At 36.9% G+C, this 25715-nt stretch carries 25 protein-coding genes; 17 read left to right on the top strand and 8 right to left on the bottom strand.

Going from position 1 to position 25715, the window contains the following annotated elements; all coding sequences use genetic code 11:
• The first annotated feature begins 135 nt into the window (after positions 1 to 135).
• From LF20184_RS01735 to LF20184_RS01755, 5 genes are all read left to right on the top strand, one after another.
• On the top strand, positions 136 to 1572 hold the full coding sequence (locus LF20184_RS01735) for a C69 family dipeptidase (protein ID WP_010021105.1): 1437 nt from the start codon (positions 136 to 138) through the stop codon (positions 1570 to 1572).
• A gap of 138 nt (positions 1573 to 1710) precedes the next feature.
• Positions 1711 to 2382, top strand: a complete 672-nt coding sequence (gene sdaAB / locus LF20184_RS01740) for an L-serine ammonia-lyase, iron-sulfur-dependent subunit beta (RefSeq protein ID WP_010021103.1) — start codon at positions 1711 to 1713, stop codon at positions 2380 to 2382.
• An 11-nt stretch (positions 2383 to 2393) separates the two neighbouring features.
• A complete protein-coding gene (gene sdaAA / locus LF20184_RS01745) occupies positions 2394 to 3260 on the top strand; it encodes an L-serine ammonia-lyase, iron-sulfur-dependent, subunit alpha (protein ID WP_010021102.1) in 867 nt (288 codons plus the stop codon).
• Positions 3261 to 3277: 17 nt separating this feature from the next.
• Positions 3278 to 4696, top strand: coding sequence for a C69 family dipeptidase (locus tag LF20184_RS01750; RefSeq protein ID WP_010021101.1), 1419 nt, complete (start codon positions 3278 to 3280; stop codon positions 4694 to 4696).
• 680 nt (positions 4697 to 5376) lie between these two features.
• On the top strand, positions 5377 to 5928 hold the full coding sequence (locus tag LF20184_RS01755; protein WP_010021099.1) for a ClbS/DfsB family four-helix bundle protein: 552 nt from the start codon (positions 5377 to 5379) through the stop codon (positions 5926 to 5928).
• A gap of 46 nt (positions 5929 to 5974) precedes the next feature.
• Here LF20184_RS01755 and LF20184_RS01760 read toward each other — a convergent pair whose 3' ends face one another.
• Complete coding sequence (locus tag LF20184_RS01760) at positions 5975 to 7093, bottom strand: SLC13 family permease (protein WP_010021097.1); 1119 nt, start codon at positions 7091 to 7093, stop codon at positions 5975 to 5977.
• 188 nt (positions 7094 to 7281) lie between these two features.
• Between LF20184_RS01760 and LF20184_RS13125 the strand changes: the two genes are divergently transcribed.
• Both LF20184_RS13125 and LF20184_RS01765 read left to right on the top strand, forming a co-directional pair.
• A complete protein-coding gene (locus LF20184_RS13125) occupies positions 7282 to 7434 on the top strand; it encodes a DUF6095 family protein (protein ID WP_010021095.1) in 153 nt (50 codons plus the stop codon).
• Between the two features lie 60 nt (positions 7435 to 7494).
• A complete protein-coding gene (locus LF20184_RS01765) occupies positions 7495 to 7677 on the top strand; it encodes a hypothetical protein (RefSeq protein ID WP_010021094.1) in 183 nt (60 codons plus the stop codon).
• Positions 7678 to 7745: 68 nt separating this feature from the next.
• On the opposite strand, the gene LF20184_RS01770 is transcribed toward LF20184_RS01765, so the two are convergent.
• Positions 7746 to 8684 (bottom strand): Dyp-type peroxidase, encoded by a 939-nt coding sequence (locus LF20184_RS01770; protein WP_010021093.1) that lies wholly within the window; start codon positions 8682 to 8684, stop codon positions 7746 to 7748.
• Between the two features lie 166 nt (positions 8685 to 8850).
• Here LF20184_RS01770 and LF20184_RS01775 point away from each other — a divergent pair, with 166 nt between their 5' ends.
• The gene (locus LF20184_RS01775) at positions 8851 to 9840 is read left to right on the top strand and encodes a bile salt hydrolase (RefSeq protein WP_010021092.1); all 990 of its coding nucleotides are present in this window, start codon (positions 8851 to 8853) and stop codon (positions 9838 to 9840) included.
• Between the two features lie 58 nt (positions 9841 to 9898).
• Here LF20184_RS01775 and LF20184_RS01780 read toward each other — a convergent pair whose 3' ends face one another.
• From LF20184_RS01780 to LF20184_RS01790, 3 genes are all read right to left on the bottom strand, one after another.
• A complete protein-coding gene (locus tag LF20184_RS01780; RefSeq protein ID WP_010021091.1) occupies positions 9899 to 10489 on the bottom strand; it encodes an NADPH-dependent FMN reductase in 591 nt (196 codons plus the stop codon).
• Positions 10490 to 10677: 188 nt separating this feature from the next.
• Positions 10678 to 11571 (bottom strand): IS3 family transposase, encoded by an 894-nt coding sequence (locus LF20184_RS01785; RefSeq protein ID WP_099240391.1) that lies wholly within the window; start codon positions 11569 to 11571, stop codon positions 10678 to 10680.
• Positions 11568 to 12272: a helix-turn-helix domain-containing protein gene (locus tag LF20184_RS01790; RefSeq protein WP_099240395.1), complete on the bottom strand. Its 705-nt coding sequence runs from the start codon at positions 12270 to 12272 to the stop codon at positions 11568 to 11570. Before LF20184_RS01790 ends, LF20184_RS01785 begins: the two co-directional genes overlap by 4 nt.
• 558 nt (positions 12273 to 12830) lie before the next feature.
• Here LF20184_RS01790 and LF20184_RS01795 point away from each other — a divergent pair.
• The 3 genes from LF20184_RS01795 to LF20184_RS01805 all read left to right on the top strand — a co-directional run bounded on the left by LF20184_RS01795 (position 12831) and on the right by LF20184_RS01805 (position 17119).
• On the top strand, positions 12831 to 13559 hold the full coding sequence (locus LF20184_RS01795; RefSeq protein WP_010021090.1) for a GntR family transcriptional regulator: 729 nt from the start codon (positions 12831 to 12833) through the stop codon (positions 13557 to 13559).
• 102 nt (positions 13560 to 13661) lie between these two features.
• On the top strand, positions 13662 to 16016 hold the full coding sequence (locus LF20184_RS01800) for a phosphoketolase family protein (protein ID WP_010021089.1): 2355 nt from the start codon (positions 13662 to 13664) through the stop codon (positions 16014 to 16016).
• A 917-nt stretch (positions 16017 to 16933) separates the two neighbouring features.
• Entirely contained in the window at positions 16934 to 17119 is a 186-nt protein-coding gene (locus LF20184_RS01805; RefSeq protein WP_010021087.1) for a hypothetical protein, read from the top strand.
• Positions 17120 to 17213: 94 nt separating this feature from the next.
• Here the strand turns inward: LF20184_RS01805 and LF20184_RS01810 are convergent, their stop codons facing one another.
• Entirely contained in the window at positions 17214 to 17603 is a 390-nt protein-coding gene (locus LF20184_RS01810; protein WP_010021085.1) for a winged helix-turn-helix transcriptional regulator, read from the bottom strand.
• Between the two features lie 50 nt (positions 17604 to 17653).
• A complete protein-coding gene (locus LF20184_RS01815; RefSeq protein WP_010021083.1) occupies positions 17654 to 18859 on the bottom strand; it encodes an MFS transporter in 1206 nt (401 codons plus the stop codon).
• 831 nt (positions 18860 to 19690) lie between these two features.
• On the opposite strand from LF20184_RS01815, the gene LF20184_RS01825 reads away from it, so the two are divergent.
• Genes LF20184_RS01825 through LF20184_RS01835 form a run of 3 tightly spaced genes read left to right on the top strand, consistent with a single transcriptional unit; the run spans position 19691 to position 22318 of the window.
• Positions 19691 to 20656 carry an ABC transporter substrate-binding protein gene (locus LF20184_RS01825; protein ID WP_010021082.1) on the top strand — a complete coding sequence of 322 codons (966 nt, stop codon included), beginning with the start codon at positions 19691 to 19693 and terminating at the stop codon, positions 20654 to 20656.
• An 11-nt stretch (positions 20657 to 20667) separates the two neighbouring features.
• A complete protein-coding gene (locus tag LF20184_RS01830) occupies positions 20668 to 21615 on the top strand; it encodes an ABC transporter permease (RefSeq protein ID WP_010021081.1) in 948 nt (315 codons plus the stop codon).
• The gene (locus LF20184_RS01835; protein ID WP_010021080.1) at positions 21563 to 22318 is read left to right on the top strand and encodes an ABC transporter ATP-binding protein; all 756 of its coding nucleotides are present in this window, start codon (positions 21563 to 21565) and stop codon (positions 22316 to 22318) included. Before LF20184_RS01830 ends, LF20184_RS01835 begins: the two co-directional genes overlap by 53 nt.
• Before the next feature lie 245 nt (positions 22319 to 22563).
• Here LF20184_RS01835 and LF20184_RS01840 read toward each other — a convergent pair whose 3' ends face one another.
• Positions 22564 to 23367, bottom strand: coding sequence for a tyrosine-protein phosphatase (locus LF20184_RS01840; RefSeq protein WP_010021079.1), 804 nt, complete (start codon positions 23365 to 23367; stop codon positions 22564 to 22566).
• Between the two features lie 63 nt (positions 23368 to 23430).
• On the opposite strand from LF20184_RS01840, the gene LF20184_RS01845 reads away from it, so the two are divergent.
• From LF20184_RS01845 to LF20184_RS01855, 3 genes are all read left to right on the top strand, one after another.
• Complete coding sequence (locus LF20184_RS01845; RefSeq protein WP_010021077.1) at positions 23431 to 24537, top strand: glycerate kinase; 1107 nt, start codon at positions 23431 to 23433, stop codon at positions 24535 to 24537.
• Between the two features lie 85 nt (positions 24538 to 24622).
• A complete protein-coding gene (locus LF20184_RS01850) occupies positions 24623 to 25093 on the top strand; it encodes a universal stress protein (protein WP_010021075.1) in 471 nt (156 codons plus the stop codon).
• A 55-nt stretch (positions 25094 to 25148) separates the two neighbouring features.
• Positions 25149 to 25694: a DNA-3-methyladenine glycosylase I gene (locus tag LF20184_RS01855; protein ID WP_010021073.1), complete on the top strand. Its 546-nt coding sequence runs from the start codon at positions 25149 to 25151 to the stop codon at positions 25692 to 25694.
• Positions 25695 to 25715 lie beyond the last annotated feature (21 nt).

A 25715-nucleotide genomic window follows, 5' to 3' on the forward strand; every position in this document is an offset into this window, starting at 1 on the left:
TTCCAGCCAAATTTTCTTTGCTATGGAGGACGGAATTTACACCAAATAATAAAATAAATTGAGAGTGTCACTCATTTCCCAGAACGAGTATCATAATAATATAAGAACGAAAAATTTATATTGGGGGATTCTAAAATGACAGAGCTAGATCGGATTGAATCATCAGCATGTACATCCATGATGGTGGGTAAGAAGGCTTCGATGGATGGAGCCACTTATATTTCCAGAAACGAAGACCGTCTTAATGCTATTTATAGAAAACGAATCATCGTTCAACCAGCGGTTTCAGATCGTCACGAAACTTATGTTTCACCATATAACAAAATGACAATGCCATATCCAGAAAGTGGCTATCGTTATACTTCAACATTGGATGCTGACCAAAGTACTGGTCCTAATGAAGAAGATGGCTTTAACGAAAAAAATGTTGGTCTTAGTGCAACTGAAAGTGTTTATGCTAACGAAAAAGTTTTGGCTTTTGACCCATACGTTAAAAATGGTTTGGCTGAAGATTCATTAGCAACTTTGGTTTTGCCATATATTGACTCTGCTCATGATGGAGTTAAATATTTAGGTAAATTAGTGGCTGAATACGGTTCAGCTGAAGGTAACGGACTGCAATTTATTGATAAAGATGAAGTTTGGTACATGGAAGTTGTTACAGGACACCAATGGGTAGCGGTAAGAATTCCTGATGACTGCTATGCCGTAGCTGCTAACCAAGTTGCTATTCAAGACATCGACTTCAATGATCCTGACAACTACATGTGGGCTGACGGTATCCAAGAATTTGTCGAAGAACACGGACTAAACCCAGACTTTGACCGTTGGGATTTCAGACATATCTTTGGTACAGATACTGAACAAGATCATCACTACAACACACCACGTGTTTGGTTTGCTCAACGTTATTTGAATCCATCAGATGATACTCAAGACCCAGAATCACCAGAACTTCCTTTCATTAGAAAAGCTGAAAAGAAGATTGCGGTTGAAGATATTCAATATATCTTGAAGTCGCATTACAACGAAACAAAATACGATCCATTAGGAAATGGTACTGAACACGAGAGAAGAACTTATCGTGCAATTTCTTTGTCACGTACAGCCAATTCCCACATTCTTCAAATGAGAGATTCAGATAAGAATGGTGCGGCCGGTGTTGAATGGACTGGCTTTGGTGTACCTAGTTTCTGTCCACAAGTTCCATTCTTTACTAACGCCAATGATATTGACGAATCATACAGCTACACACCAGAAAAACTCGATGTGAAGAGTGCTTACTGGATGTATGAAACATTAGCTATGGTTGTCGAAAGTCACTACAGCGAATTTACTGAACCTAATCTTGATTATCAAAAGAAATTATCAGAATGGGCTAGAAGAAAAATCGCCCAAGTCGATAAGAAGGCTGTTACTATGTCAGGTGAAGCTTTGACGGACTACTTGACGGAACAAAATCATGAGATCGTCAAACACTACAATGAAGAGACAAAAGCTCATATCGCCGATTTGATTACTAAAGGTACAGAATTAAGTAAATTAACATTTAAGATGGATCCAAATCTTTAAAAAATACAAAAATAACGGTAAATACCTCCAAAAAATAGAGCGTATTTATCGTTATTTTGTTTAATAGATAAAAATATTAATGAATTTACCACCTAATAATTGTAAACTTTAGTTAACGAAAAATAGGGGTAAATTATCATGAAAGACGTACGTTTTAAAAGTGTTTTCGATATTATCGGACCAGTAATGGTTGGACCAAGTAGTTCTCATACTGCTGGTGCTGCCCGAATAGGAAAAGTGGTCCATGATATTTTCGGCGAAAAGCCAGATAAAATTACGATCGACCTATATGAATCCTTTGCAAAAACTTATCGTGGTCATGGGACTGATGTCGCTATTGTCGGTGGTTTGTTAGGTATGGAACCGGATGATAGACGTTTATCCGATTCTTTGAAAATTGCTTATGAGTCAGGTATTAAAGTAGCCTTCGTGCCTAAGAGTGACAAAGTAGCTCACCCGAATACGGCTAAAATTACTCTCGTCAAGGGAGACCATGAATTATCAGTCACTGGAGTATCTATCGGTGGTGGAAATATTCAAATTTCAGAAATCAACGGTTTCAAGATGTCTTTGAGTTTGGGTACACCAACTTATATCACAGTTCATCAAGATGTAGCTGGTATGATTGCTAAAGTTACTAATGTCTTTTCTAATTTTGATATCAATATTGGAACGATGACTGTCACTCGAGCTTCTAAGGGCGAAAAAGCCATTATGATCATTGAAGTAGATGAACGTCGCGACCGAGAAGAGATTTTGGATAAATTAAAGTCACTGCCACATGTCGATAATGCAACGTATTTTGAATAGGGGATAAAAAGATGTTTTATACAATTAAAGAATTAGTTGAAAAGAGTGCCAAATACGATTCCGTTGCTGACTTGATGGTTCAAACCGAGATGGAGAATACTAACCGCAGTAAAGAATTCATCCGTTCACAAATGGAACGTAACTTGGAAGTCATGGAACAATCGATTCAAGAAGGTGTCGCTGGAGTTAAATCCGTTACTGGTTTGACTGGTGGGGATGCCAAATTGATGAACGAGTACATTCAAAAGGGCGACTTTTTAAGTGGTGAACCGATTTTAGAAGCAGTTAGAAATGCGGTTGCTGTCAATGAAGTCAATGCCAAAATGGGGCTAATCTGTGCCACGCCAACAGCCGGAAGTGCCGGAGTCTTAGCTGGTGTTTTGGTTGCAGTTAGAGACAGATTGAAAATGACTAGAGACCAACAAGTCGACTTCTTATTTACTGCTGGAGCTTTTGGATTGGTGATTGCTAATAATTCATCGATAGCCGGAGCTGAAGGTGGTTGCCAGGCAGAAGTTGGATCAGCTGCAGCGATGGCCTCAGCAGCTTTGGTTTGTGCTAAAGGTGGCAGTGCTCAACAAGCAGCTGAAGCAATTTCGATTACTTTGCAGAACATGATGGGATTAGTCTGTGACCCCGTGGCTGGACTAGTTGAAGTTCCTTGCGTTAAAAGAAATGCTCTAGGCTCTTCACAAGCAATGATTTCTGCAGATATGGCTCTAGCTGGCATCAAGAGTGTTATTCCAGTTGACGAAGTCGTTGAAGCGATGCACAAAGTTGGTCAACAAATGCCATCTATTTTCAAAGAGACAGCTGAAGGTGGCTTAGCTACTACACCAACTGCTTTAAAATTGAAAAAAGAGATTTTTGGTGATTAATCGAAAGGTGGATAAAAATGAAACAACATAAACATGCAGCCTGTACGTCAATTATGGTCGGTAAAAAGGCAGCTCAAGACGGTTCTAATTTTATAGCGAGAAATGAAGATAATTTTGTTGCCAATTGGCCTAAGAGATTTTTCGTTCAACCAGCAGTAAAGAATCGTCATGAGACTTATGTTTCTCCATACAATAAATTGACCGTTGAATTACCTGAAAAAGCTTATCGTTATACGAGTTCACCTGATGCTAATCAAGATGAAGGTTGGTATGAAGAAGATGGTATCAACGAAAAGAATGTGGGGATGAGTGCAACTGAGAGTGTATTCGCTAATGAATTGGTTTTAGCTTATGATCCTTTGATTCCTGAAGGGGTGGCTGAAGATTCAATGACGACATTAGTTTTGCCATACATTGATTCCGCTCGTCAAGGAGTTGAATATTTAGGTAAATTAATTGAAAAATACGGCTCAGCTGAAGGCAACGGCGTGCAATTCTTTGATCAAGATGAAATTTGGTACGTTGAATTAGCAACTGGTCATCATTGGGTAGCAATTAGGATTCCTGACGACAGTTATGCTGTAGCTGCTAACCAAATTGGAATTGAAGAAATTGACTTTAATGATCCTGATAATTTCATGTGGTCCAAGGGAATTCAAGAATTCGTTGCCGATAATAATTTGAATCCAGATTTTGAAGGCTTTAACTTCAGACATATTTTTGGAACTGATACTAAACAAGACCGTCATTACAACACGCCAAGAGTTTGGTACGGTCAAAAAATGCTCAATCCATCGATTGAACAAGATCCAGAGTCTTCAGATTTACCATTTTTGAGAAAACCAGAAAAAAAGATTTCAGTAGAAGATATTCAAGCAGTTTTAGCATCGCATTATAATGAAACTGAGTTCGACCCAATGGGTGAAGGCAAAAATAGTAAGAAGTACCGTGCAATTTCATTGTCCAGAACAGCTAATTCCCACATTTTACAACTGCCAAAATCTTCAAAAACTAATGTTGGTGGTATCGAATGGAAAGCTCTAGGAATTCCAAGTTTCAGTCCTTACGTGCCATTCTTTACTAATGCTAGTGATATTGACGAAACATATAGCTACGTGCCCGAGAAATTAGATATGAAGAGCGCATATTGGATGTATGAAACATTAGCCATGATAGTTGAAAGCCATTACACAGAGTTCGTAGAGCCTAATTTGGACTATCAAAAGAAATTAGCACAGTGGGCTAGAAGAAAGGTCTTTGATGTTGAAGTTGCGGCCGCTTCTAAATCAGGTGAAGAGTTGACTAGGTTCTTAACTGAACAAAATCATTTGATAGCTGAGCACTTTAATGAAGCTACTAAGGAACATATCGCTGATTTAATTACTAAAGGAACTGAATTAAGTAAGTTGACCTTTAAGATGGATCCAAATCTTTAATGTGTTAAACTGCCGTCGTCCGTTCGGCCCTGGAAAACGCTGGAGAATGTGCCCACAACTTGGAGCCTTTGCTAAGACCAAAACCGGGCAAAGTCTTCAAGATTGGGCTTTCACTAAGCAATAAATTGCTAAGTGAAACTTCACGGCTGAGCATTTTCCAGGACCTCACTCCCGACTAGATAGCGGTTTCTATCTTTATATAAATTACTTCAAGAAATTAATAGAAGATATTATTGGAATTGCAGCATATTGCTGTGGTTCTAGTAGTATCTTCTTTTTTTATGTATGTAGAAATAGGACTGTTAATTAAGAAGTATGTGTTTAGCTCTATTTAAATAGAAATTGAAATCTAGTCGGGAACAAAAGCCCTGTGATGGCTCAGCCGCCAAATTTTCACTTAGCGATTTATCGCTTAGTGAAAGGCCTAGTTTTGAGATTTTGCGTCTTTGGGGCCATGCAAAAGCTCAAAATAGTGCCGGCAGCGTTCCAGCCAATCACAGGGCTTTTGTGGACGACGGCATCCTAAAACCAACTAAAAATTTTGTTTAACTTTTTAATATAACATAAATAAAACGCTTTCTCACTAAAAACTTGCTATATCATGAGCTTTTTTTCCCCAAAGTGACAAAATTCAGTCTATAATAGAAATTGGGACTTCCCTGATTGGGAATCAAAAATCAATGAAAGGTAGCGAAGGCATGCAGGTATATAAAAATTCACAAGAATTGATAGACCAGATTAGAGAGAGTTATCACAAGTTCATTGATGAATACGAGGGTATAAGTGACGATGTAGCTGATGAAAGAATCGAGCAAGTGGACAAGACTCCACGTGAAATGCTCTCTTATCAACTTGGCTGGATCAACATGATTTTGTCATGGGAGAAGGCTGAAGCCAGTGGTGAAAATATTACAACACCAACTCCTGGATACAAATGGGATCAAATGCGTCAGTTGTATCATGATTTTAATATCAAATACGGTTCAAACGGTTTGGAAAATGAGGAAGAGGAATTGAGTAGCGTGGTCGATGAATTAGTTTCATGGATCGAAAACATGTCTCATGACGAACTTTTCAAACCAGGAGAGCGCAAATGGGCTACAACCAAAGCAATGTGGCCAGTTGCAAAATGGATTAGAATCAACGCCGTTTCACCATTCAACAATTACAGCAGACAAGTGAGAAAATGGAAGAACTTTAATTTAAGAAGAAAGAATCCTGTTAACTCATAAAAAAATAACCTTTCGATTGTCGTAAAAAACAATCAAAAGGTTATTTTTATTTAGCTGGTAAACCAAAGTCGATTAAGAAGAAACCGATCGTACCGATAATTAGCAACATTGCGAAGTTGATAATTGTAAAGTACATGAGGTATTTACCAGGATTCTTCTTAAAGAAAAATCTATATTGTTTGAAAGCTAATAAGTTAGCAAGTGAACCAACGACGGTTCCCAAACCACCAATATTCGTACCTAAGAAAATAGCATGAACATATTTGGAGAATTTAGAAACTAAAATTGTGGTTGGAACATTACTAATAAATTGACTTGTTATGATCGATGTTAAGTATGTACTAGTTCTTGTTTGTAAAAATTGGTGTAGATTATTAACAATTGCTGGTTCACGGTTGATATTACCAACGGCAATGAAGAAACACATGAATATCAATACAATTGAATAATCAACGGATGCTAGAATACGCGGATTGATGAATATTACTAAAAGTAAAGCCGCAATCAATGATCCCCACATTGGGATAACAGAAAAGATTCCCAAGAAGATTACTACTGTTACAGCGACAGTCAAAGATAAACTTGGAATGTTTAGTTCGACGGCTGGCAATTCAGTTAGTTCAATCGGATCTTGTGGAAAAAGGCGAGTGACTAGAAAAATTGCAATGAAAGTAATGATCGTTATTGGAGTCGACATAATGAAGAATTGTTTAATGCCTAAATCAAAATGTGTCAACAGAAATAAGTTGTGAGTATTACCAAATGGTGTAAACATACTTCCAAGATTAGCAGCCATTGCTATAATAATGACTGGAAAAATTGGGTTAACTTTTATATGCTTAGATAACTGGTAAAATAAAGGAACCAAAGTTAGAATTGTAACATCGTTTGTTAAGAACATAGCTCCAAAAAAAGATAGAGAAGCTAACATAAATATCATCTGTCGCGTCGTTTTGGCTTTGTGTGTCATATACGCCGCGTAATATTTTAGAAAGTCCAAATAATCATAGATTTGGATTATAATCATCATAGATAGTAGTGATGCAAGTGTCTTCCAATTGATGTCCATCATCTGTGGTGGACTGATGAAGATAGATGTTAAAATCGCTGCTGCCCCAGCTATCCACAACACTCTATCTGAAAATACACGTTTTAATACGGCCATTTACGTTTCCCCTACAAAAAAGAAGTACCTTATCTAGTATAAAGATAAAAGTACCGTTAAAAAAGATAATTATATAAAAAATACCAAATTAGTTTCAGATTGTTAGATTTTTGAAAATATTTTTATATAAAAAGCATTATGTATTATAACCTAACTATATTAAATATTAACATGAGGGAGAGGAATAAATGCAAATAATTTTATCGATTTTAATGTTTATCATTGGAATTGCCATAATGACAATATCTTTCAAAGCAAAAAAGGAATCGGTATATTACCTGACTTTGTCGATTGGAGTTGCAATTTTCTTTGCTGCAATTTTCGTTATCTTTCCAAAATAATTAATGCCAAATAAAATGGAAATTGTTATAATCGACCTATCAAATAGGGGAGGGATTTCCATGATTTTGAAACGCACATCTCTTTTGGTCCTCGTTTCAATGCTTGTTAGCGTGATTGAGATGACCGTTGATCCTGGATTCTTCTTTGGAAGGATTTCCTTAGCATTCTCAGGATTATTGATGCTTTTTTTAGCATTGCTATTTGTAAAGGACTTATGGCGATTTAGTTCTAAGACCAAATAATAAAACCGCAAAAATGGGAGAGGTTAGTCTATATGACCAACTTCTCCCATTTTTTATCTAATTATTTATTAATATTCACCGTCGGCAATTTTTTCTAGAGTTGTCTTAGAAGGAATGAAGAATAGATTACCAGTGATTGGAGTACTGAAATCAAGTAATCGATCACTCTTAGTAAACATATTCGTCAACATTCTATTAGTTACAGCAAAATCTTTGGAGTAACCGATGAAATAAGTCCCAGTGATATCTTTAGCAGGATCAGAGAAAGGCACGTTCATTCTAACAATCTTATGTTCAACGCCACCTTCTTCATCTTTTGAAGCCACGTTGTGTGCGTTAGGCAATTTTTCGTCATCAGCTAATTCACGATCAGAGAACTTGTGACGTCCGATAGCTTTTTCTTGGTCTTCAGTCTTGAGGCTCTTCCAGGCTTCCATGTTGTGAATATATTTTTGAGCAAAAGCATATGAACCATTGTTAAATTCAGGGTCATCGTCGATCAAAGTATAATCCATCGATTCAACGCCGGCCGGATTTTCTGTACCATCGATGAAACCAATGATAGCTCGACCTTCGATGTATCTGAAACCATGAGTTTCGTCTTCTACTGAAGTGATAGGACGTAAAATGCCCATGAATTGATCCATTAATTCGTAGCAAACTGCCATTTTAGTAGCACGAACGTGGATAAAAATGTCACCAGGTGTTGAAACAGCAGTATATTTTGGACCTTTTATTTCCTTAAAGTTCTCTAATTCTTTTGGCTTTGGAGCATTTGGGAAAAGATAATCCCAAGCATCTGATCCAAATCCCCAAGCAATGTGAGCTTGAGCTTCAGGGTCACGAATTCTCATACTATTAATAATTGAATTGGACATATCAGAAAATTCTTCAATGGCATCCTTTTCGGTCTTCAAATCTTTGCGATTAAGCATCAAGGTCGTGAAAATAACGGTCTCGCCGGCATCTTTGTACACATCTTGAGCTTTTTTTATATCAACTGTCATGAACCTACCTCCGGAATATTTGTTTATACACACATACTTTATCATATCCATTTAAAAAGAGTTATATTTAAAATCTGCAAAATAAAATTCTTGATAATGTTCTTAATTAAGAGAATAATTAATTTAATAATGAATTTTGATAATTCCCGAAAGGAAGTACAGATATATGTGTACAAGTCTTAGCTTAGGGGCTTTAGATGGCTCAAAATTTTTAGCTAGAACAATGGATTTTGCCTTTGAATTGAACGGCAGACCGACATTTTTACCTCAAGAATATAAATGGATTTCTTCTTATGATAAGAAAACTTATACAACAGATTACGCCATCATGGGAACTGGTGCTAAATACGGCAATAATTACATGGTAGCTGATGGCTTCAACGAATATGGCCTATCAGCAGCCGAATTGTATTTTGCCAATGCCGCTAAATACGACACAGAACCAACTGACGGAGCAATCAACTTAGTTGCTGAAGAGTTTATCCTTTGGGCTTTAGGTAACAACAAGTCAATTGAAGATTTGAAAGAAAATATCAAACAAGTTCACTTGATCGAATCAAATGCTGGAGTAATGGGTCAAAACCAACCATTGCACTTCATTTTCAGTGATGCAACTGGCGCAACTTACGTCTTGGAACCACAAGGCAACGGTTTGGTACTACAAGAAGATAAAGTTGGCGTAATGACTAACACCCCTGATTACAACTGGCACAAGACTAACTTGGCTAATTATCTAGGTGCACAAACAACTAACTTTGGCGCTAAGAAGTTCGGTGATGAAGAAGTTATTCCTTTGGGTCAAAATGGTACGTTCAGACTACCTGGTGGTTACACTGCCGTTGACCGTTTTGTGAGAACTGCCTTTATCCGCAATTCAACTGAAACACCTAAAGATAACAAGCAAGCTGTTAACACAATTTTGCATATGCTTGATAGTGTAACGATTCCTCGTGGCGTTAATATCAAGGAAAATGGCGAAGCTAGTTATACTCAATATCAAACAGTTTTAGATTTGACTAACAAGATCATGTACTTTGTTCCTTATGGCAATCGTAAAGTTTATGCTACTAAATTGACTGACGATTTGATTAAGAATCAAAAAGAACCAAAAGAGTTTGAAGTATCGCTTGATCAAGAATTTGAAGCATTGAACTAAAAAACATCTATTCAGATAATGGTAGCCATTAATTGACTATATCTGAATAGATGTTTTTTTATTCCTTAAAAGGATTATTTTTTAAAGTTGAAGTGTAAAAATTAATTTCATTTACAGCTTCATTCAATCTTTTAGCAAAGTGGTCGCTGTTTTTAGCGTCTAATAAAGTTCCATCTTCAGCAAAATTGTCGTCAGCATTCCACAATAAGACCGGTGTTGGCAAAACAATCATTTTTAGCATTTGAAGTATTGGCACGATTGATTGAGCAGCCAAGATACCACCGTCGCTGAAGTGTGAATAAGCAATCGTCAAAACAGGCTTGCGGTTAACTTCTGGTCCCACTAAATCGAGGGCATTTTTCAAAGCTCCAGTGATAGCGTGGTCGTATTCTGGTGTCAAAATCAAATAGCCATCTTGTTGATTCAATTGTTCCAACCAACTGCTTTCGACACCATTTAAATCGTGAATGTGGTCTTCCAAAGGAGTTTCCTCGTGATCATAGAGTGGCAAAGGATAGTCACTAAGTTTGATCCAATTGTATTCAACATCAGCGTTGCTTTGCACCGTCTTTTGTAAATATTTAAAAATCTTACCACCAAGCGAATTGTGGCGTGTCGTTCCTAAAATGATTCCAATTTTTATTCCCATAATATATACCTCGTATATATTAATGCTATATCCAAATGTGAAGACAATGCAAATGATTAATCCAAGTATGGCTTTAGTAAATGTGAATTGGTGGTAAACTGCCGTCGTCCGTTCGGCTTTGTGGACGCTGGAATGCACTCTGCCTTGTCAAGTTGACATTTCAATAGAGTTAAAATTATAAAACATATTTAAATGGCTTTATTCCGGTATTCCGCTGGAGTAAAGCCATTTATTTTGTCTGATCTATCTTGATTGTTAAAGTAATCTATTCCTTCTTTAACTAGATTCTTCAACTCTTCCAGCGTAGCTGGTGTAGGATGAAGATCCATCCAACGTAATTTAAAATCGTTCCACCAGCGTTCCATTGGTGAATTATCATAAGGAGTCCCTGGTCTGGACATACTTCTAGAAACTTTATGTTGTGCTAGTAATTTATTAAAACTGTTAGCTACATAAGCTGACCCTCGGTCCGTATGGACCATAGGGTGCACGTCTCCTTCATTTTTAAATACTTCTTCAAACATGGTCATTTCAGCTTCTGCCGTCTCAGTGGGTGTTATTATGTATCCCAATAGAAAACGTCCATAAAGATCCAATATTCCACTTAGTCGTACTTTGTATCTTTTATTTGGTCCATATTCTATTTGTGTTGAATCTGTTAGCCAAACTTCATTTGGCTTAGTAACTTTAAAATTTTGATCTAAGATATTATCTTGAATATATTTTTCTTCTTTTTCTTTTCTATTTATCTTTTTCTTCCGTACTTTACAAACAAGATTCAATTCATTCATTACTCTTCTTACTCGTTTTAATGATAATTTAAATCCTAGTTTATTTTCGTGTATAAGATGAGTAAGTATTTTACCTGCTCCAACACTTCCATTGTGTTCTTCATATATTCTCTTAACATGTTTTTTTAGAGTTCTGTCTTGTTTTTCCCAGACAGTTTCTTTACGATTAATGCTTTTGTGATAGGCTTGTCGACTGACACCTATGTACTCTAATAGGATAGTTTCCCATCCATGATGGCTTTGACATACTTCCTTTATCGCTTGGTAAGCATGCCTATGCTGTTTGTTCACTCCCCACGCTGGATTTCTTCGAATTTTTTTTCAAAAGCCTCTATAGCGTTACGTTTATTTAATTCAGCCTTTAATTGTCTATTTTCTAGTTTTAATTTATCAACTTCTGTTAAACTCTTTTCTTTGACGTAACCTCTGCGTCCTCGCTTATCAGCGAGGGCAGAGTATCCTTGTTTCTTCACGATTAATACCCAATTGCGTACTTGTTGATAGGAAACTTGAAAATGTTCCGAAGCTTCAGAGTATGAATGTTTTTGAAGAGTTACGTATTCAACTACTTCAATTCTTTCTTCAAGAGTGGTTTTCTTCGACATTGTAACGACCTTCTTTCTAACAGGCGTAGCCTTGATTAGATTCTTGTCATTATTATACTGTATTATCCAATATCTCAATTGTTTAGAAGAACGTAGTTTAAACTTTATAGATACTTCTTTAAGAGTCCCTTCGCCATTAAGATAAGCACTGACAGCTTGAATCTTAGTCTCATAACTATATTTCTTGGGAACTTGAGGGATTAATCCCTTTTCACCGTATGCTTGAAATAAGGTAAGCCAACCTCTAGCAGTAATAGGATTAACTCCGATTGATCTGCAATATTCTGTAAATATTATTTCTGACTTTACTTTCAAATAGTCTTTAATTATTTTTATCTTGAACTCTGATTCGTACTTCTTCATAAAAAAATCCCTTCTGATTTTCATCTGAAATTATTCCATTTCATATGTCAACCACAAAGGGAGTATAGCAGAACGTACTGGGCACAACTTGAAGCTAATTCCAGAACCGGGAATCATCTCCAAGATTGGCCTTTCACGTAAGCGATAAATCGCAAAGTGAAATCTCAGTACTGAGCATCCACAAAGCTGTCACTACCGACTAGATAACGTCTTTTATTATTTATTTCAAGTAATTAGAGAATCAAAAATAGAACCACTATCTAGTCCAGAATAGCGAAGAAAATTGGCTCAGATGTGAAATTATTCTTAGCAATTTATTGCTTAGAATAAGACCGAGCTTGAAGACTTTGCCCGATTTTGGGTTTAGCAAAGGCTCCAAGTCGTGTCCACATCGTTCCAGCCAAATTTTCTTTGCTATGGAGGACGGAATGCTTATACTAATCAAGATTCATAAGTAATATAAATTAAGGACCAATATTTTTTTGGTATGTAAGTTCAATACGTTATAAGATATACTTAACAAGAAAAATAATCACCATGTTTGTAATTGGTGCGACCCAATTTATGGAATGAGGAAAAGTTATGGCTGATTTAGTTTATCAAAAAATTATTACATCTTTAAAAAAGGCAATTGATGCAGGTGAATTCTCAGATATGCGTTTACCTGACGAAAGATCTTTAGCTGAAAGTTACAAAGTAAGTCGAAGTTCAATTAAACGTGCTTTAGGATTGATGGCCGATCAAGGAATCATCTTTAAAAAACGTGGTTCGGGAACTTTTGTCAATCCTTTGTATTTGAAACAAGGTTCATCGTTTAACTATAGTGGTAAAAACCTTGGTATCACTGATAGTTTCAACGCTAATGGGCAAAAACCGGGCGTGAAAGTTTTGCAATTTGACGTGGTTCATCCGGATAAAGATTTGCAAGATAATTTATTTTTGAAGCCTAGTGAATTCGTCTATGCTTTCAAACGTTTGCGCTCATTAGATGATGTGCCGTTCATGATTGAAACGGGATATATTCCTATCAAGTTGGCCCCAGAATTGTCAGAGCAAATTGCTTCGGAATCTATCTTTAATTATGTAGAATCTGAATTAGGCAAAGAAGTTAACAAGACTTATTTGAATATTTCGGCTGAACCCTCAGATGCTGAAGGTAAGGAATTGTTGAATTTGGCTGATAATGAACCCGTTGGCTTGATGGAAGGAATTTTCTTCTTGGACGATGGAACTCCCTTTGAATTCTCAACAATGAAACTACATTATAAATATTTCAAATACGATTCTTTCGTTGATTTAGCCAATAAGTAAGAGTTTACAAATATTGGAACGCACCAATTTCCAAAATGGTTGACTTTTATTATAGTTCTCGCTATCATTACAATTGTAAATATATAAGGAGTGTGTGCTGGAATGACAGATTACTCATCAAAAGAATACTTAAATTTAATCGATAAATACTGGCGAGCAGCAAACTACGTTTCTGTTGGTCAATTATATTTAAAAGATAATCCATTATTAAGACGTGAATTAAAGGCTAGTGACGTCAAGGTTCACCCAATCGGACACTGGGGAACTATTGCTGGACAAAACTTTATTTACGCTCATTTGAACCGTGTTATTAACAAATATGGTTTGAAGATGTTCTATATTGAAGGACCCGGTCATGGTGGGCAAGTAATGGTTTCTAATTCTTACCTTGATGGCAGTTATACAGAAATCTATCCAGAAATTACCCAAGACACTAAGGGTATGCAAAAACTCTTTAAACAATTTTCATTCCCTGGTGGTGTGGCTTCTCATGCTGCTCCAGAAACACCAGGCTCAATGCATGAAGGTGGAGAATTAGGTTATTCTCTATCACATGGTGTCGGTGCTATCCTTGATAATCCTGACGAAATCGCTGCTGTAGTTATCGGTGATGGTGAATCTGAAACTGGTCCACTAGCTGCTTCATGGTTCTCAAATACTTTCATTAATCCAGTTGATGATGGTGCCGTGCTACCAATCTTGAACTTGAACGGCTTTAAGATTTCTAACCCAACTATTTTGTCACGTAAGACTGATGAAGAGTTGACTCAATACTTTGAAGGTATGGGCTGGGATCCAATGTTCATCGAAGGCACAGATCCTCAAAAGATGCATCCTGAAACTGCTAAAGTTATGGATGAAGCAATTGAAAAAATCAAAGCTATCCAAACAGAAGCTAGAAAACACCCTGCATCAGAAGCTAAGATGCCTAAATGGCCAGTAATTATTTTCCGTGCACCTAAGGGTTGGACTGGTCCTAAGACTTGGGATGGCGAACCAATCGAAGGTTCATTTAGAGCTCACCAAATTCCAATTCCTGTTGACCAAAATGACATGCAACACGCTGACAAATTGGTTGAATGGATGGAATCTTACAAGCCAGACGAACTATTTGATGAAAATGGTAAGTTAAAGCCTGAAATTGCTGCTATCACACCTAAGGGTCAAGCTAGAATGGCTATGAATCCAATTGTTAATGGCGGGGTAGATCCTAAACCATTGGACCTTCCAGACTACAAAAATTATGCTTTGAAATTTGATAAGCCAGGTACTAAGACTGCTCAAGATATGATTGAACTAGGTAAGTATCTAGGTGATGTTATCAGAAAGAACGAAAAGACATTCAGATTATTTGGACCTGATGAAACAATGTCAAACCGTCTTTATGGCGCCTTTGATGCTAGTCCTCGTCAATGGATGGAAGCCGTCCACGAACCAAATGATCAATATGAAGCTCCAGCTGGTAGAATTATTGATTCACAACTTTCAGAACATCAAGCTGAAGGATTCAATGAAGGTTATACTTTGACTGGTCGTCACGGAATTTTTGCCAGTTATGAAGCCTTCTTGAGAGTTGTTGACTCAATGTTGACACAACACTTCAAGTGGTTGAGAAAAGCTAACGAATTGAGTTGGAGAAACAAGTATCCATCACTTAACGTTATTGCTACATCAACAGCTTTCCAACAAGATCACAATGGTTATACTCACCAAGATCCAGGTATCATTACTCACTTAGCTGAAAAGAAACCTGAATACATCCGTGAATATTTCCCAGCTGACACAAACTCATTGCTTGCCGTTATGCCTAAGATTTTGGATGACCAAGAAAAGATCAACTTATTGGTAACTTCAAAGCAACCTAGACTTCAATTCTATTCAATTGAAGAAGGTCAAGAATTAGCCGATAAAGGTCTTAAAGTAATCGATTGGGCATCAAATGACAATGGCGACTCAGACATCGTTATCGCTGCTGCAGGTACTGAACCAAACCTTGAATCATTGGCTGCTATCAGTATTTTGAGAAAAGCTAAACCAGAACTCAAGATTAGATTCGTTAATGTTGTTGACTTGTTGAAGTTGAGATCACCAAAGGTTGACCCTCGTGGCTTGACTGATGAACAATTCAACGAGATTTTTACCGTTGATAAACCAGTTCTATTCGCATTCCACGGCTTTGAAGACATCATCAAGGAAATCTTCTTTGACCGTGACAATCACAACCTATACGTTCATGGCTATCGTGAAAATGGTGATATTACAACTCCATTCGACATGCGTGTAGTTAATGAAATGGATCGTTTCCACTTGGCAGAAGTTGCTGCTGTTGCTGTTCAAGGTGACGCCGCTAGTGACTTTGCTGACGAAATGGAAGCTAAGGTTGATAAACATAACAAGTACATCCGTGAGTATGGTGATGATTTGCCAGAAGTTAATGATTGGACTTGGGATGTTTAGGATAGATAATCGATTATAGTGTGAAGTGTTAAGCTGCCGTCGTCCGTTTGGCACTGGAAAACGCTGGAACGCGGTGGCCACAACTTGGAGCCTTTGCTAAGCCCAGGTTCGGGCAAAGTCTTCAAGATTGGGCTTCCACTAAGCGATAAATCGCTAAGTGGGATTTCACGGCTGAGCATTTTCCAGTACCTCGCTCCCGACTAGATAGTGATTTCTATCTTTATATAAATTACTTCAGAAAATTAATAGAAGATATTATTGGAATTGCAGTATGATGCTGTGGCTCTAGTAGTATCTTTTTTTATGTAGTGTTACAAAGAAATAGAGTAGACATTTAAGAAGTATATGTTTGATTCTATCTAAATAGAAGATGGACTCTAGTCGGTAGCGAAAATCCTGTGGCGGCTCAATAGCCAAATTTTCTCTTGGCAATTTATTGCCTAGTGAAAGACCGAGTTTTGAGATTTTGCGCACTTGGTTTATGCAAAAGCTCAAAATCGCGTCGGCTATGTTCCAGCCAGCCACAGGATTTTCGCGGACGACGGCATTTTTTACTAATTTATATTAAAAAAACTAAAAGCATAAATCTAATAATACTGTTCACAATCAATAAACAACTGTCCACAAAGACCGCCATATCAGCATTTGTGGCATAAATAAGTTTAAAAATAATTGTCTAAGTTTAGTTTTAAGAATTCTAAGAAAAGATTTCAAAATAATTTGAATGATTTTCAAAAACATACTGCCAGTAGTAAGAAATCTTTAATTTATTTTAAGAGTGCTACTCGGTTTATTAGAAAGAAAATGACAGTTGTAAATAGTCGCCCAAACGCCGGTATAAAGGGGTTGTCAAACCATTTTTAGCATGGTATTGTCATCTATGGAAAAAAAGAAAAAGACACTAAGGGGTGGATGTTATGACAACAAGAAACGTAAAATTCATGAAAGTAGCACTAATGGCGGTGGTTGCAGTCTTATTAATGATGTTATTCGTTTTGCAAAGTCGATACACCATTCCAGCAGTTGCTCTAGCAGCAATCGCATTGGCTGTCTACTCAGAAGATAGAATTTCAAAGACACATACATTCAAATTTACTGATTAATCAATCCGTAATAAATTAATTGCTGACAGATCTCAATTCGAGGTCTGTTTTTTTGCATAAAAAAAGCCTGAACTCGTAATGAGCTCAAGCTTTTTTAGTCGGCGTAAGGTAATTTTTCATATTCGACGTCTTCACGGTTTAGAAGAATAATATTTTCACCATTAGCTTTTCGACGGTCAATATCTTCTTCACCCCAGACACAAAGTTCTTCTAGAATCTTATTTAAGGAGTGACCGTATTCTGTTAAAGAGTATTCAACCTTAGGTGGAACTTGACTGTAGACTTTACGAGCAACGATGCCGTCATCTTCAAGTTCTCGTAATTGTTGCGTCAACATTTTTTGCGTGATATTAGGGATAGCACGACGTAATTGACCAGTCCGCATCTTACCATGCTTTAAGTGACAGAGGATGATAGGCTTCCACTTGCCACCGATAATTCTCATAGTATTTTCAACCCCGATATTATAAATAGCTTGTTTCATGAAATTTTTCCTCCATTAAGTAAATGTTATTCTACCACCGTCAATATTTCTTAGCAATTTTCTAAGTCTAAATCTTCGACCTTGACGTTATTTTCCATTTTGATCAATATACCAATCAATATAATACCTACAGCGAGCATGGCAACGCCTAACCAAGGAGTGTTGACTAATTGATTGTGAGCAACAGCTTGACCACCGATTGTTGAGCCTAAAGTGATTCCGACGTTAAAAGCTGAGATGTTTAAAGCTGAAGCCAAAGGAACTTCATTAGGTGTGTATTTTTCGGCTAATTGGACGATATAAAGCTGTAATCCAGGCACATTCATGAAGGCAAATAATCCTAGTAGCATCACTGCCAAAAGTCCTAAGAAATGAAGATTGATCAAGAATCTCATTACAACTAAAGCGACACCTAAGCCGACAAACATTTTGAGTAGAGCAGTTAAGGGACGTTTGTTAGCCCATTTGCCACCCAAAGTATTACCAACCGCTACAGCTACACCATAAAAAATCAAAATGATAACGATGGCGTTTTGTGACCAATTCATATTCTTATTCAAGATAGTTGTAAGGTAAGTGTAAACTGGGAAAGTTGCTCCGTAGCCTAAAGCAGTAATTAGAAGAATCAAAAGCAATTGTGGTTGTTTTAAAATTTTCCAAATACCTTTAACGCTAGTAGGCTTAGGTAATGGTAATTCGTTTGGTACAAGGATGATATTAGTGATCAAACCAACCAATCCTAAGGCAACTAAGAAGAAAAATGATAATCTCCAACCGAAGGTATTTCCAATAAAAGTCCCAATCGGAACACCAGTAATGGTTGCGACCGTCAAGCCCGTAAACATGACAGCAATTGCTGAAGCACGTTTGTTAGGAGCTACGACATCAGCTGCAATTAAAGATGCAATCGTCATAAAAATTCCGTGTGACAAAGCGGCAATGACACGCCCAGCCAAAAGAATCATAAAACTTGGTGCGATTGCTGCTAAAGTATTTCCAATGATAAAACTAATCATGATACCAATCAGCAATTTCTTACGATCCCAACGATTAGTTAGTAAAGCTAAAATTGGAGCGCCAAACATAATTCCTGTAGCGTAAATGGAAACAGTTAGACCTCCTTGTGCAAGAGAAATGCCAAAAGTTTTAGTAAGCAATGGCATAATTCCCACACTGATAAATTCCGTTGATCCAATGGCAAAAGCACTGATAGCTAGTGACAAAAGAATCCATGTAGATGATATTTTCTTGTTCATAATTTCTGACCCCTATAGTTAAAATTTGAGTATGTGTAACAGTATAGGGGGTTGAGATAAATAAACAATTACGCACTATAAAGTGCTGTAGGCACCAAAAAGTACCTATAGGATGCCGTCGTCCGTGAGAATCTTGTGGTTGGCACGATTTTGAGCTTTTGTTACTGACCAGACTCTAATTTCTATTTTTTTACATAAAAAGAAGATATTACTAGACTTGTAGCAATATATTATAATTCCAATGATATTTTCTATTAATTTTCTGAAATAACTTATATAGAAATAGAGACCACTATCTAGTCTGGAATAGCAAAGCAAATTGGCTCAAATGTGAAATTTCTCTTGGCAATTTATTGCCTAGTGAAAGGTCGAGCTTGAAGACTTTGCCCGGTTTTGGTCTTAGCAAAGGCTCCAAGTCGTGCCCACATTGTTCCAGCCAAATTTGCTTTGCTATGGAAGACGGAATCCTACAGCAATTTAAATTAAAATATTTTAATAAACTTATTGACATACTAATTTTTAAATGCTTTACTATTCATTGTAAATTGAAAAGAGGAAATTTATTATGAAAATTAATAATCAACACTCACATTTAAATAGTCAATTTGCCTTTAGCTTTTTCTTTAGATAGCGTTTGTATCCTTTCGTTGGATACGGACGCGTACGTGTTCGTATCTATCGAATGGCTAAAGCTTTTAAGCATGTTTAAGAAGCCAGATAGATACAGGGTTGAATCTATCTGGAGAAAATATTTCGGGCCCGTGTATTGAAACCAGTTAGATTCTAATCCGAATCTAGCTGGTTTTTTTTATACTTCGGGAGGATTAAATAATGAAAAAATCAATTATTAGTTTATTAACAATAGCCATGGTGGCTTTAGTTTTAGTGGGATGTTCAAATAATTCATCATCAAGTAAGGAATTAAATGTCGGTATTTTGCAGATTGTACCGCACGGTTCACTCGATGCCGCTAGAAAAGGTTTCAAACAAGAACTTAATCAAGAAATTAAAAAACACGATAAATCAATTAAAGTAAATTACAACTATCAAAATGCCCAAGGAGATCAATCCAATTTGAACTCGATGGCACAACAATTAACACAAAAGAAAAATGATTTGATCTTAGGGATCGCTACACCATCAGCTCAAGCTCTTGCAAAAAAGACTAAGTCAACGCCAATCGTAGTAACAGCAGTTACTAATTTGCAAAGTGCTGGGTTAGTGAAATCAGATGAGAAACCAGCTACTAACGTTACTGGGACAAAAGATCTTGGACCAGTTGATAAACAAGTGAAGTTGTTGACGACTTTGACTAAGAGTAACAAGCCAATTGGAGTTTTGTACAACTCATCAGAAGAGAATTCCGTACTTCAAATCAAGATGGTTAAAAAATACGCTAAGAATCACAATTTGAAATTAAATATTGTCAGTGTAACTAGTACCAACGATGTTGCCAGTGCCGTTTCTGGAATGGCTGACAAAGTTTCCGGAATTTATCTACCAACTGATAATTTGATGGCTAGTTCAATGAAAACTATCGGTAAAAAAGCTCGCGAAGCCAAACTTCCAGTCGTAACTGGATCAATTGAAATGGCTGAAGACGGTGGCACAGCAACTTATGGAATCAATTACGAAGATCTTGGCAAACAGACAGCTAAGATGGCTTACAAGATTTTGATCGACAAAAAGAAGCCTCAAGATATGCCAGTTGAAACTTCACACACTTTGAGACTTTACGTTAACAAAACTTATGCTAAAGAAATTGGCTTAAATCCTGATCAAATTAAACAACCTTAGGAGGTAAACTTATGATTATTTCAAGTCTTGGACAAGGATTATTGTGGGCACCCTTAGCAATCGGTGTTTTCATCACTTTTAGAATCTTAGATATTCCTGATTTGACGACTGAAGGCAGTTTTCCTTTTGGGGCTGCAGTAGCGGTCAGTTTGATGTTAAAGGGTCAATCGGCTATCGCAGCATCGCTAATAGGATTTCTAGCTGGCTGTTTAGCAGGATTGATTACAGGATTACTAGATACTAAATTGCATATTCCTTCACTGTTAGCAGGAATTTTGACAATGACGGGTTTGTATTCAATCAACATGCACATTATGGGAAAGTCAAATGTTCCTCTGCTAAATGAGAAAGTTTTGACAGAGTATTTGCCTAGTTGGGATTTAGATATTCAGACGATAGTTTTAGGCTTGATTGTTACTGGTCTAGTTGTAGTTTTATTGTATTTGATGTTCAAAACTAGATTAGGTTTGTCGTTGATGGCAACTGGTAACAACAAAGAAATGTCGAGTGCTAACGGGATAAATACTGACGGAATGATAATCTTCGGATACATGATCTCTAACGGTTTGATTGCTCTGTCTGGAGCTTTGATTGCCCAAAGTAATGGATATGCAGATATCGGAATGGGAATTGGTACAATCGTTATCGGCTTAGCTTCAGTCTTAGTTGGAGAAATCTTTTTACGAGGTCACAATATTTTAACTAGATTGATAGCAATGGTCGTTGGGGCAATTGTTTATCGCTTATTGTTAACAGTGGCGATGAGTTTAGGTTTCCCAGCCGATGATTTGAAGATTTTGTCAGCTATTATTTTGGTAGTCGTCATCTGTGTACCAATCATTCAAAATAAGATTCAAACGAAACGTCAATTGAAAAAATACTTACAACAAATGGAGGCAACCGACGATGAAAGTTCTACAAGTACAGCACCTACAAAAGGTATTCTTTCCCGGGACTGAAAATGAGCGTCACGTTTTAAAAAATATCAATCTACAAGTAGACGAGGGTGACTTCATTGCCGTGATTGGTAACAACGGGGCTGGTAAATCAACATTGTTAAATACGATTGCTGGGACTTTGTCAGCTGACAGTGGCGAAATTGATTTGGCAAACCACAATGTTTCTAAAAAGTCAGTTGCTTACCGATCTCGTTGGATGTCACGTGTTTTTCAAGATCCCAAAATGGGGACTGCCGGAGATTTAACTGTTTTACAAAATTTGGTTTTAGCCCAAAGTCACACGAATACGGTTAATTTACACTGGTATCAAAAAAGGGATGATGTTGAAAAATATCAAGAACTTTTACGGACTTTGAACATGAGATTGGAGAATTTCTTGAATACTCAAGTAAAATATCTTTCCGGTGGTCAAAGACAAGCCTTGTCACTATTGATGGCAACTTTGAGTCAACCCAAATTATTGTTGTTAGATGAACATACTGCTGCGCTTGATCCTAAGACTAGTCAAGAAGTTATGAAGATCACTGACGAAATGGTACAGAGAAAACACTTAACGACGATGATGATCACGCATAAGATGTCGGATGCCTTGAAATATGGCAATCGCTTGATCATGGTTCAAGATGGTCAGATAAAATTAGACGTTAAAGGTATTGAAAAGCAAAATCTAAATAAAGAACAGCTATTAGAAGCTTTCGCCTAAACAAAAAAGCTAGTTACTGAAGTAGAGATCAGTAACTAGCTTTTTGATTCTAATCCATTTATCAGGGGGGAAGGATGGATTTTTTCTGTTATGTTTTAGTGAGAATCATTAATTTATATATATGAAGATTATTTATAGGGGGGATAAGTTAAAGCTTTTTGATTTCCTTTAACTTACAAGTACATCATAACGAGTAAATGTGAAGAAAGTATGATGCCAATGTTTCAAAATTTGGAAGAATAAATTTATTCGAGGTAAATTTTCTTCAAAGTATTGATTTCTGAGTCAGTTACCTTCAATTCATTTTTGATATACTTATCTATGTTACCGTACTCTTTGTCAATAGTTCTCATGGCTGTGGCTAAGTAATTAGTATGAACGGTCATTAAGTCGTGAACTGAACTAAGGACATCAGGATCGGTGTAGCCTTTTTCCTTTAACATGGAAAGTAAGTCCGTAACGTATTCTTTATTAGCTTTGTTAGTTAATAAATAGTCCTCTTTGATAGTTTCAAATGGTACTCCTAAAGCTTGCAAGAAGAAAACAGCCCCCATACCAGTTCTATCTTTACCGGCACTGCAGTGGAAAATCAAAGATTCATCTTTACCGGTATTTAGTAATAATTGATTAAAGAATTTACGATAAGCTGCTTTAGCGGAAGCACCTGTGATAATATCACGGTAAACGTCAATCATGTGGGCATAGCCATCAGTTGGATCACCATCAATTTCAGGGATGTAGCCTTCGCTTTGGACTTCGGATGATTTAGTTTCATCTTCTTCAAATACTGGAGCCCAAACGTAACGAACGCCACTAGGACGTTTGTCAGGTTTTTTGTCTACTTCTTGTTTGGAACGGAAATCGACATCGATCTTTAGACCGTAATCCTTGAGAAATTTCAAATCGTCATCAGTCAAATCGGCCAAACCAGCAGATCTTAATATCTTGTGATATTTAACAGTTTTGCCATCACTAGTTTTGTAGCCGCCAAGTTCACGGAAATTAACGCCTTTTTCAAGGTTTAAAACACGTTCATTATCGTTAGCCATCTTAATTACCTCTCAATATTTTTCTATGTACTATTATAACAAAAAGGAAGAGTTATCCTCGTCATGAAGTTCATTATTGCACCCGGAAAATATAGCGATCACATTAGCTCTAAAAAAATTGGTCAAGCCATTTATAGTGGTATTTCTCGCGCTTTGCCTAGTGCCGAAATTGTGACTATGCCAGTAACCGACAGTAAATTTGGTATGCCAGCTTTGGTTAAGCATACTATTGGCGGCAAGTGGGTCAGACTGTCTCTTTTTGATGCCTTTTGGGAAGAAAAGACTGGTCAGTATTTAGTTACTAGCATTGATAGTCAAGATACCGCGATTATCGACTCTGAACAAGTCGTAGGCGTAGATTTAGCAAAGAATAAAAGCCGAAATCAGTTGTTCCATGCAACGAGTTATGGTATGGGCGAATTAGTGGTTGATGCTGTTACGAGTGGATTGAGAAATATCGTCATCTGTTTAGGTAAGACGGCAGTAGCTGATGGTGGCCTAGGAGCCTTACAAGCCTTAGGAGCCAAGATTTATGATGAAGCTGGGGAATTAATTCCCGAAGGTGAAAACCCGCTGATAAGCGCTCAGAGAATCGATTTAGAGGATGTCTTTGAGTTATTGGGCAATCGGACTAAAATCACTGTTTTGTTAAATTACTCTAGTTCTTACAAGTTGTGCGAAGAAGTGGAGTATCTCAATGAAGCTCAAGAAGGATTTCTGGAAGATAACTTAGTTTATATTAGCGAAAAGATGAATCAGAAGTATAATTTAGATGTACACCCGATGCCACATTCGGATTCAATTAAGACATTGGCAGGGGCGTTTGCAATGATTAATGCACGAATTTTGCGATCATCATTTGAGTGGGTCAGTAAAGTTACAGGGATGGATTCAATCATTCGAACAGCTGATATTTTAATTACTGCGACGGATAAAATATCGAGTGAATCGATGCATGATGATATCTTGTACCATTTGAGTCGTACGGCTGGCGATGAGAAAATTCCGACTTTTGTTTTGTGCAATAATTTTGTGGATGATTTTCAAAACTATGAGCAAATGTTTACCGGTATTTTTTCTACCCAAATGACCGAGTATGATGATGAAATTACTGTTTTTGAAAATTATGAATCGGTCGCAAATCAATTAACAAGAACTCTTTTGGCATAAAAATGACACAATTTATTGAATAATATAATTGAATGCATTAATCTAAAAACAAAGGAATCTATTAAGCGCATTGGAGGATTGAATTATGGAACAAGATTATAAGAAGATTTTGGTTCCGGTAGATGGATCAAAAGAAGCTGAAATGGCTTTTAAGAAGGCCGTAAAAGTTGCACAAATGAACGGCGGACATCTAGATGTGTTGACTGTCCTGGACACTAAACAATTCATCGGATTACACGGTGGAATGCTTAACGGAGATGTGATTTACCAACTATCCGAAGATGCCCAAAAATATCTTAACGAACTAAAAGATGGCGCCGTTAAGAATGGTTTCAACGAAGACGATATTGCTATCCACGTTCGTTTCGGAGAACCAAAGACAGTTATTTCTCAAGAATTTATCGAAGAATATGAAAATGATTTGATCATGATCGGTTCAACTGGTATGAATGCTGTAACTAGATTGTTGGTTGGTTCAGTTTCTGAATACGTTACAAGAAATGCTAGAACTGACGTTATCATCGTTAGAACTGATACTAACAACGATAAGATTTAATTAGACTTATAAATTTAAGCTGGCCAATCGCCGGCTTTTTTGATGGAGAAAAAATATGCGATGCAGCTGGGCTAATAGCTCCAAAGAAATGCAACAATATCACGATACCGAATGGGGCAAACCAAATCACAACGAAACTTACTTTTTTGAGATGCTGACACTAGAAGGCGCTCAAGCAGGACTTTCTTGGTCGACCATCATTAATCGAAGAGCGACATATCGTCTAGCTTATGACAATTTTGATATCGACAAGGTGGCTCACTATACAGATGCTAAACGAGCTACTTTATTACAAGATAAGGGGATTATTCGTAATCGTCTCAAAGTTGACTCTTCCATCAGCAATGCCAAAATAATTGAAGAAATGCATCAAAATGGCGAGAAATTTTCGGATTATATCTGGAATTTTGTTGATAATAAACCGATAATTAATCATTATAGTGATATGAATGAGATGCCGGCACAGACTGATTTGTCACAGAGAATCAGCAAGGATATGAAGAAACGTGGCTTTCGATTCGTTGGACCTACGATTATTTATTCTTTCTTGCAAGCGGTAGGGGTTATTAATGACCACTTAGATTCCTGTGATTTTAAGTAAAAATTAGTATAATGGTATTGA

It is taken from the genome of Companilactobacillus farciminis KCTC 3681 = DSM 20184, from assembly GCF_002706745.1.
Classification (GTDB): Bacteria; Bacillota; Bacilli; order Lactobacillales; family Lactobacillaceae; genus Companilactobacillus; species Companilactobacillus farciminis.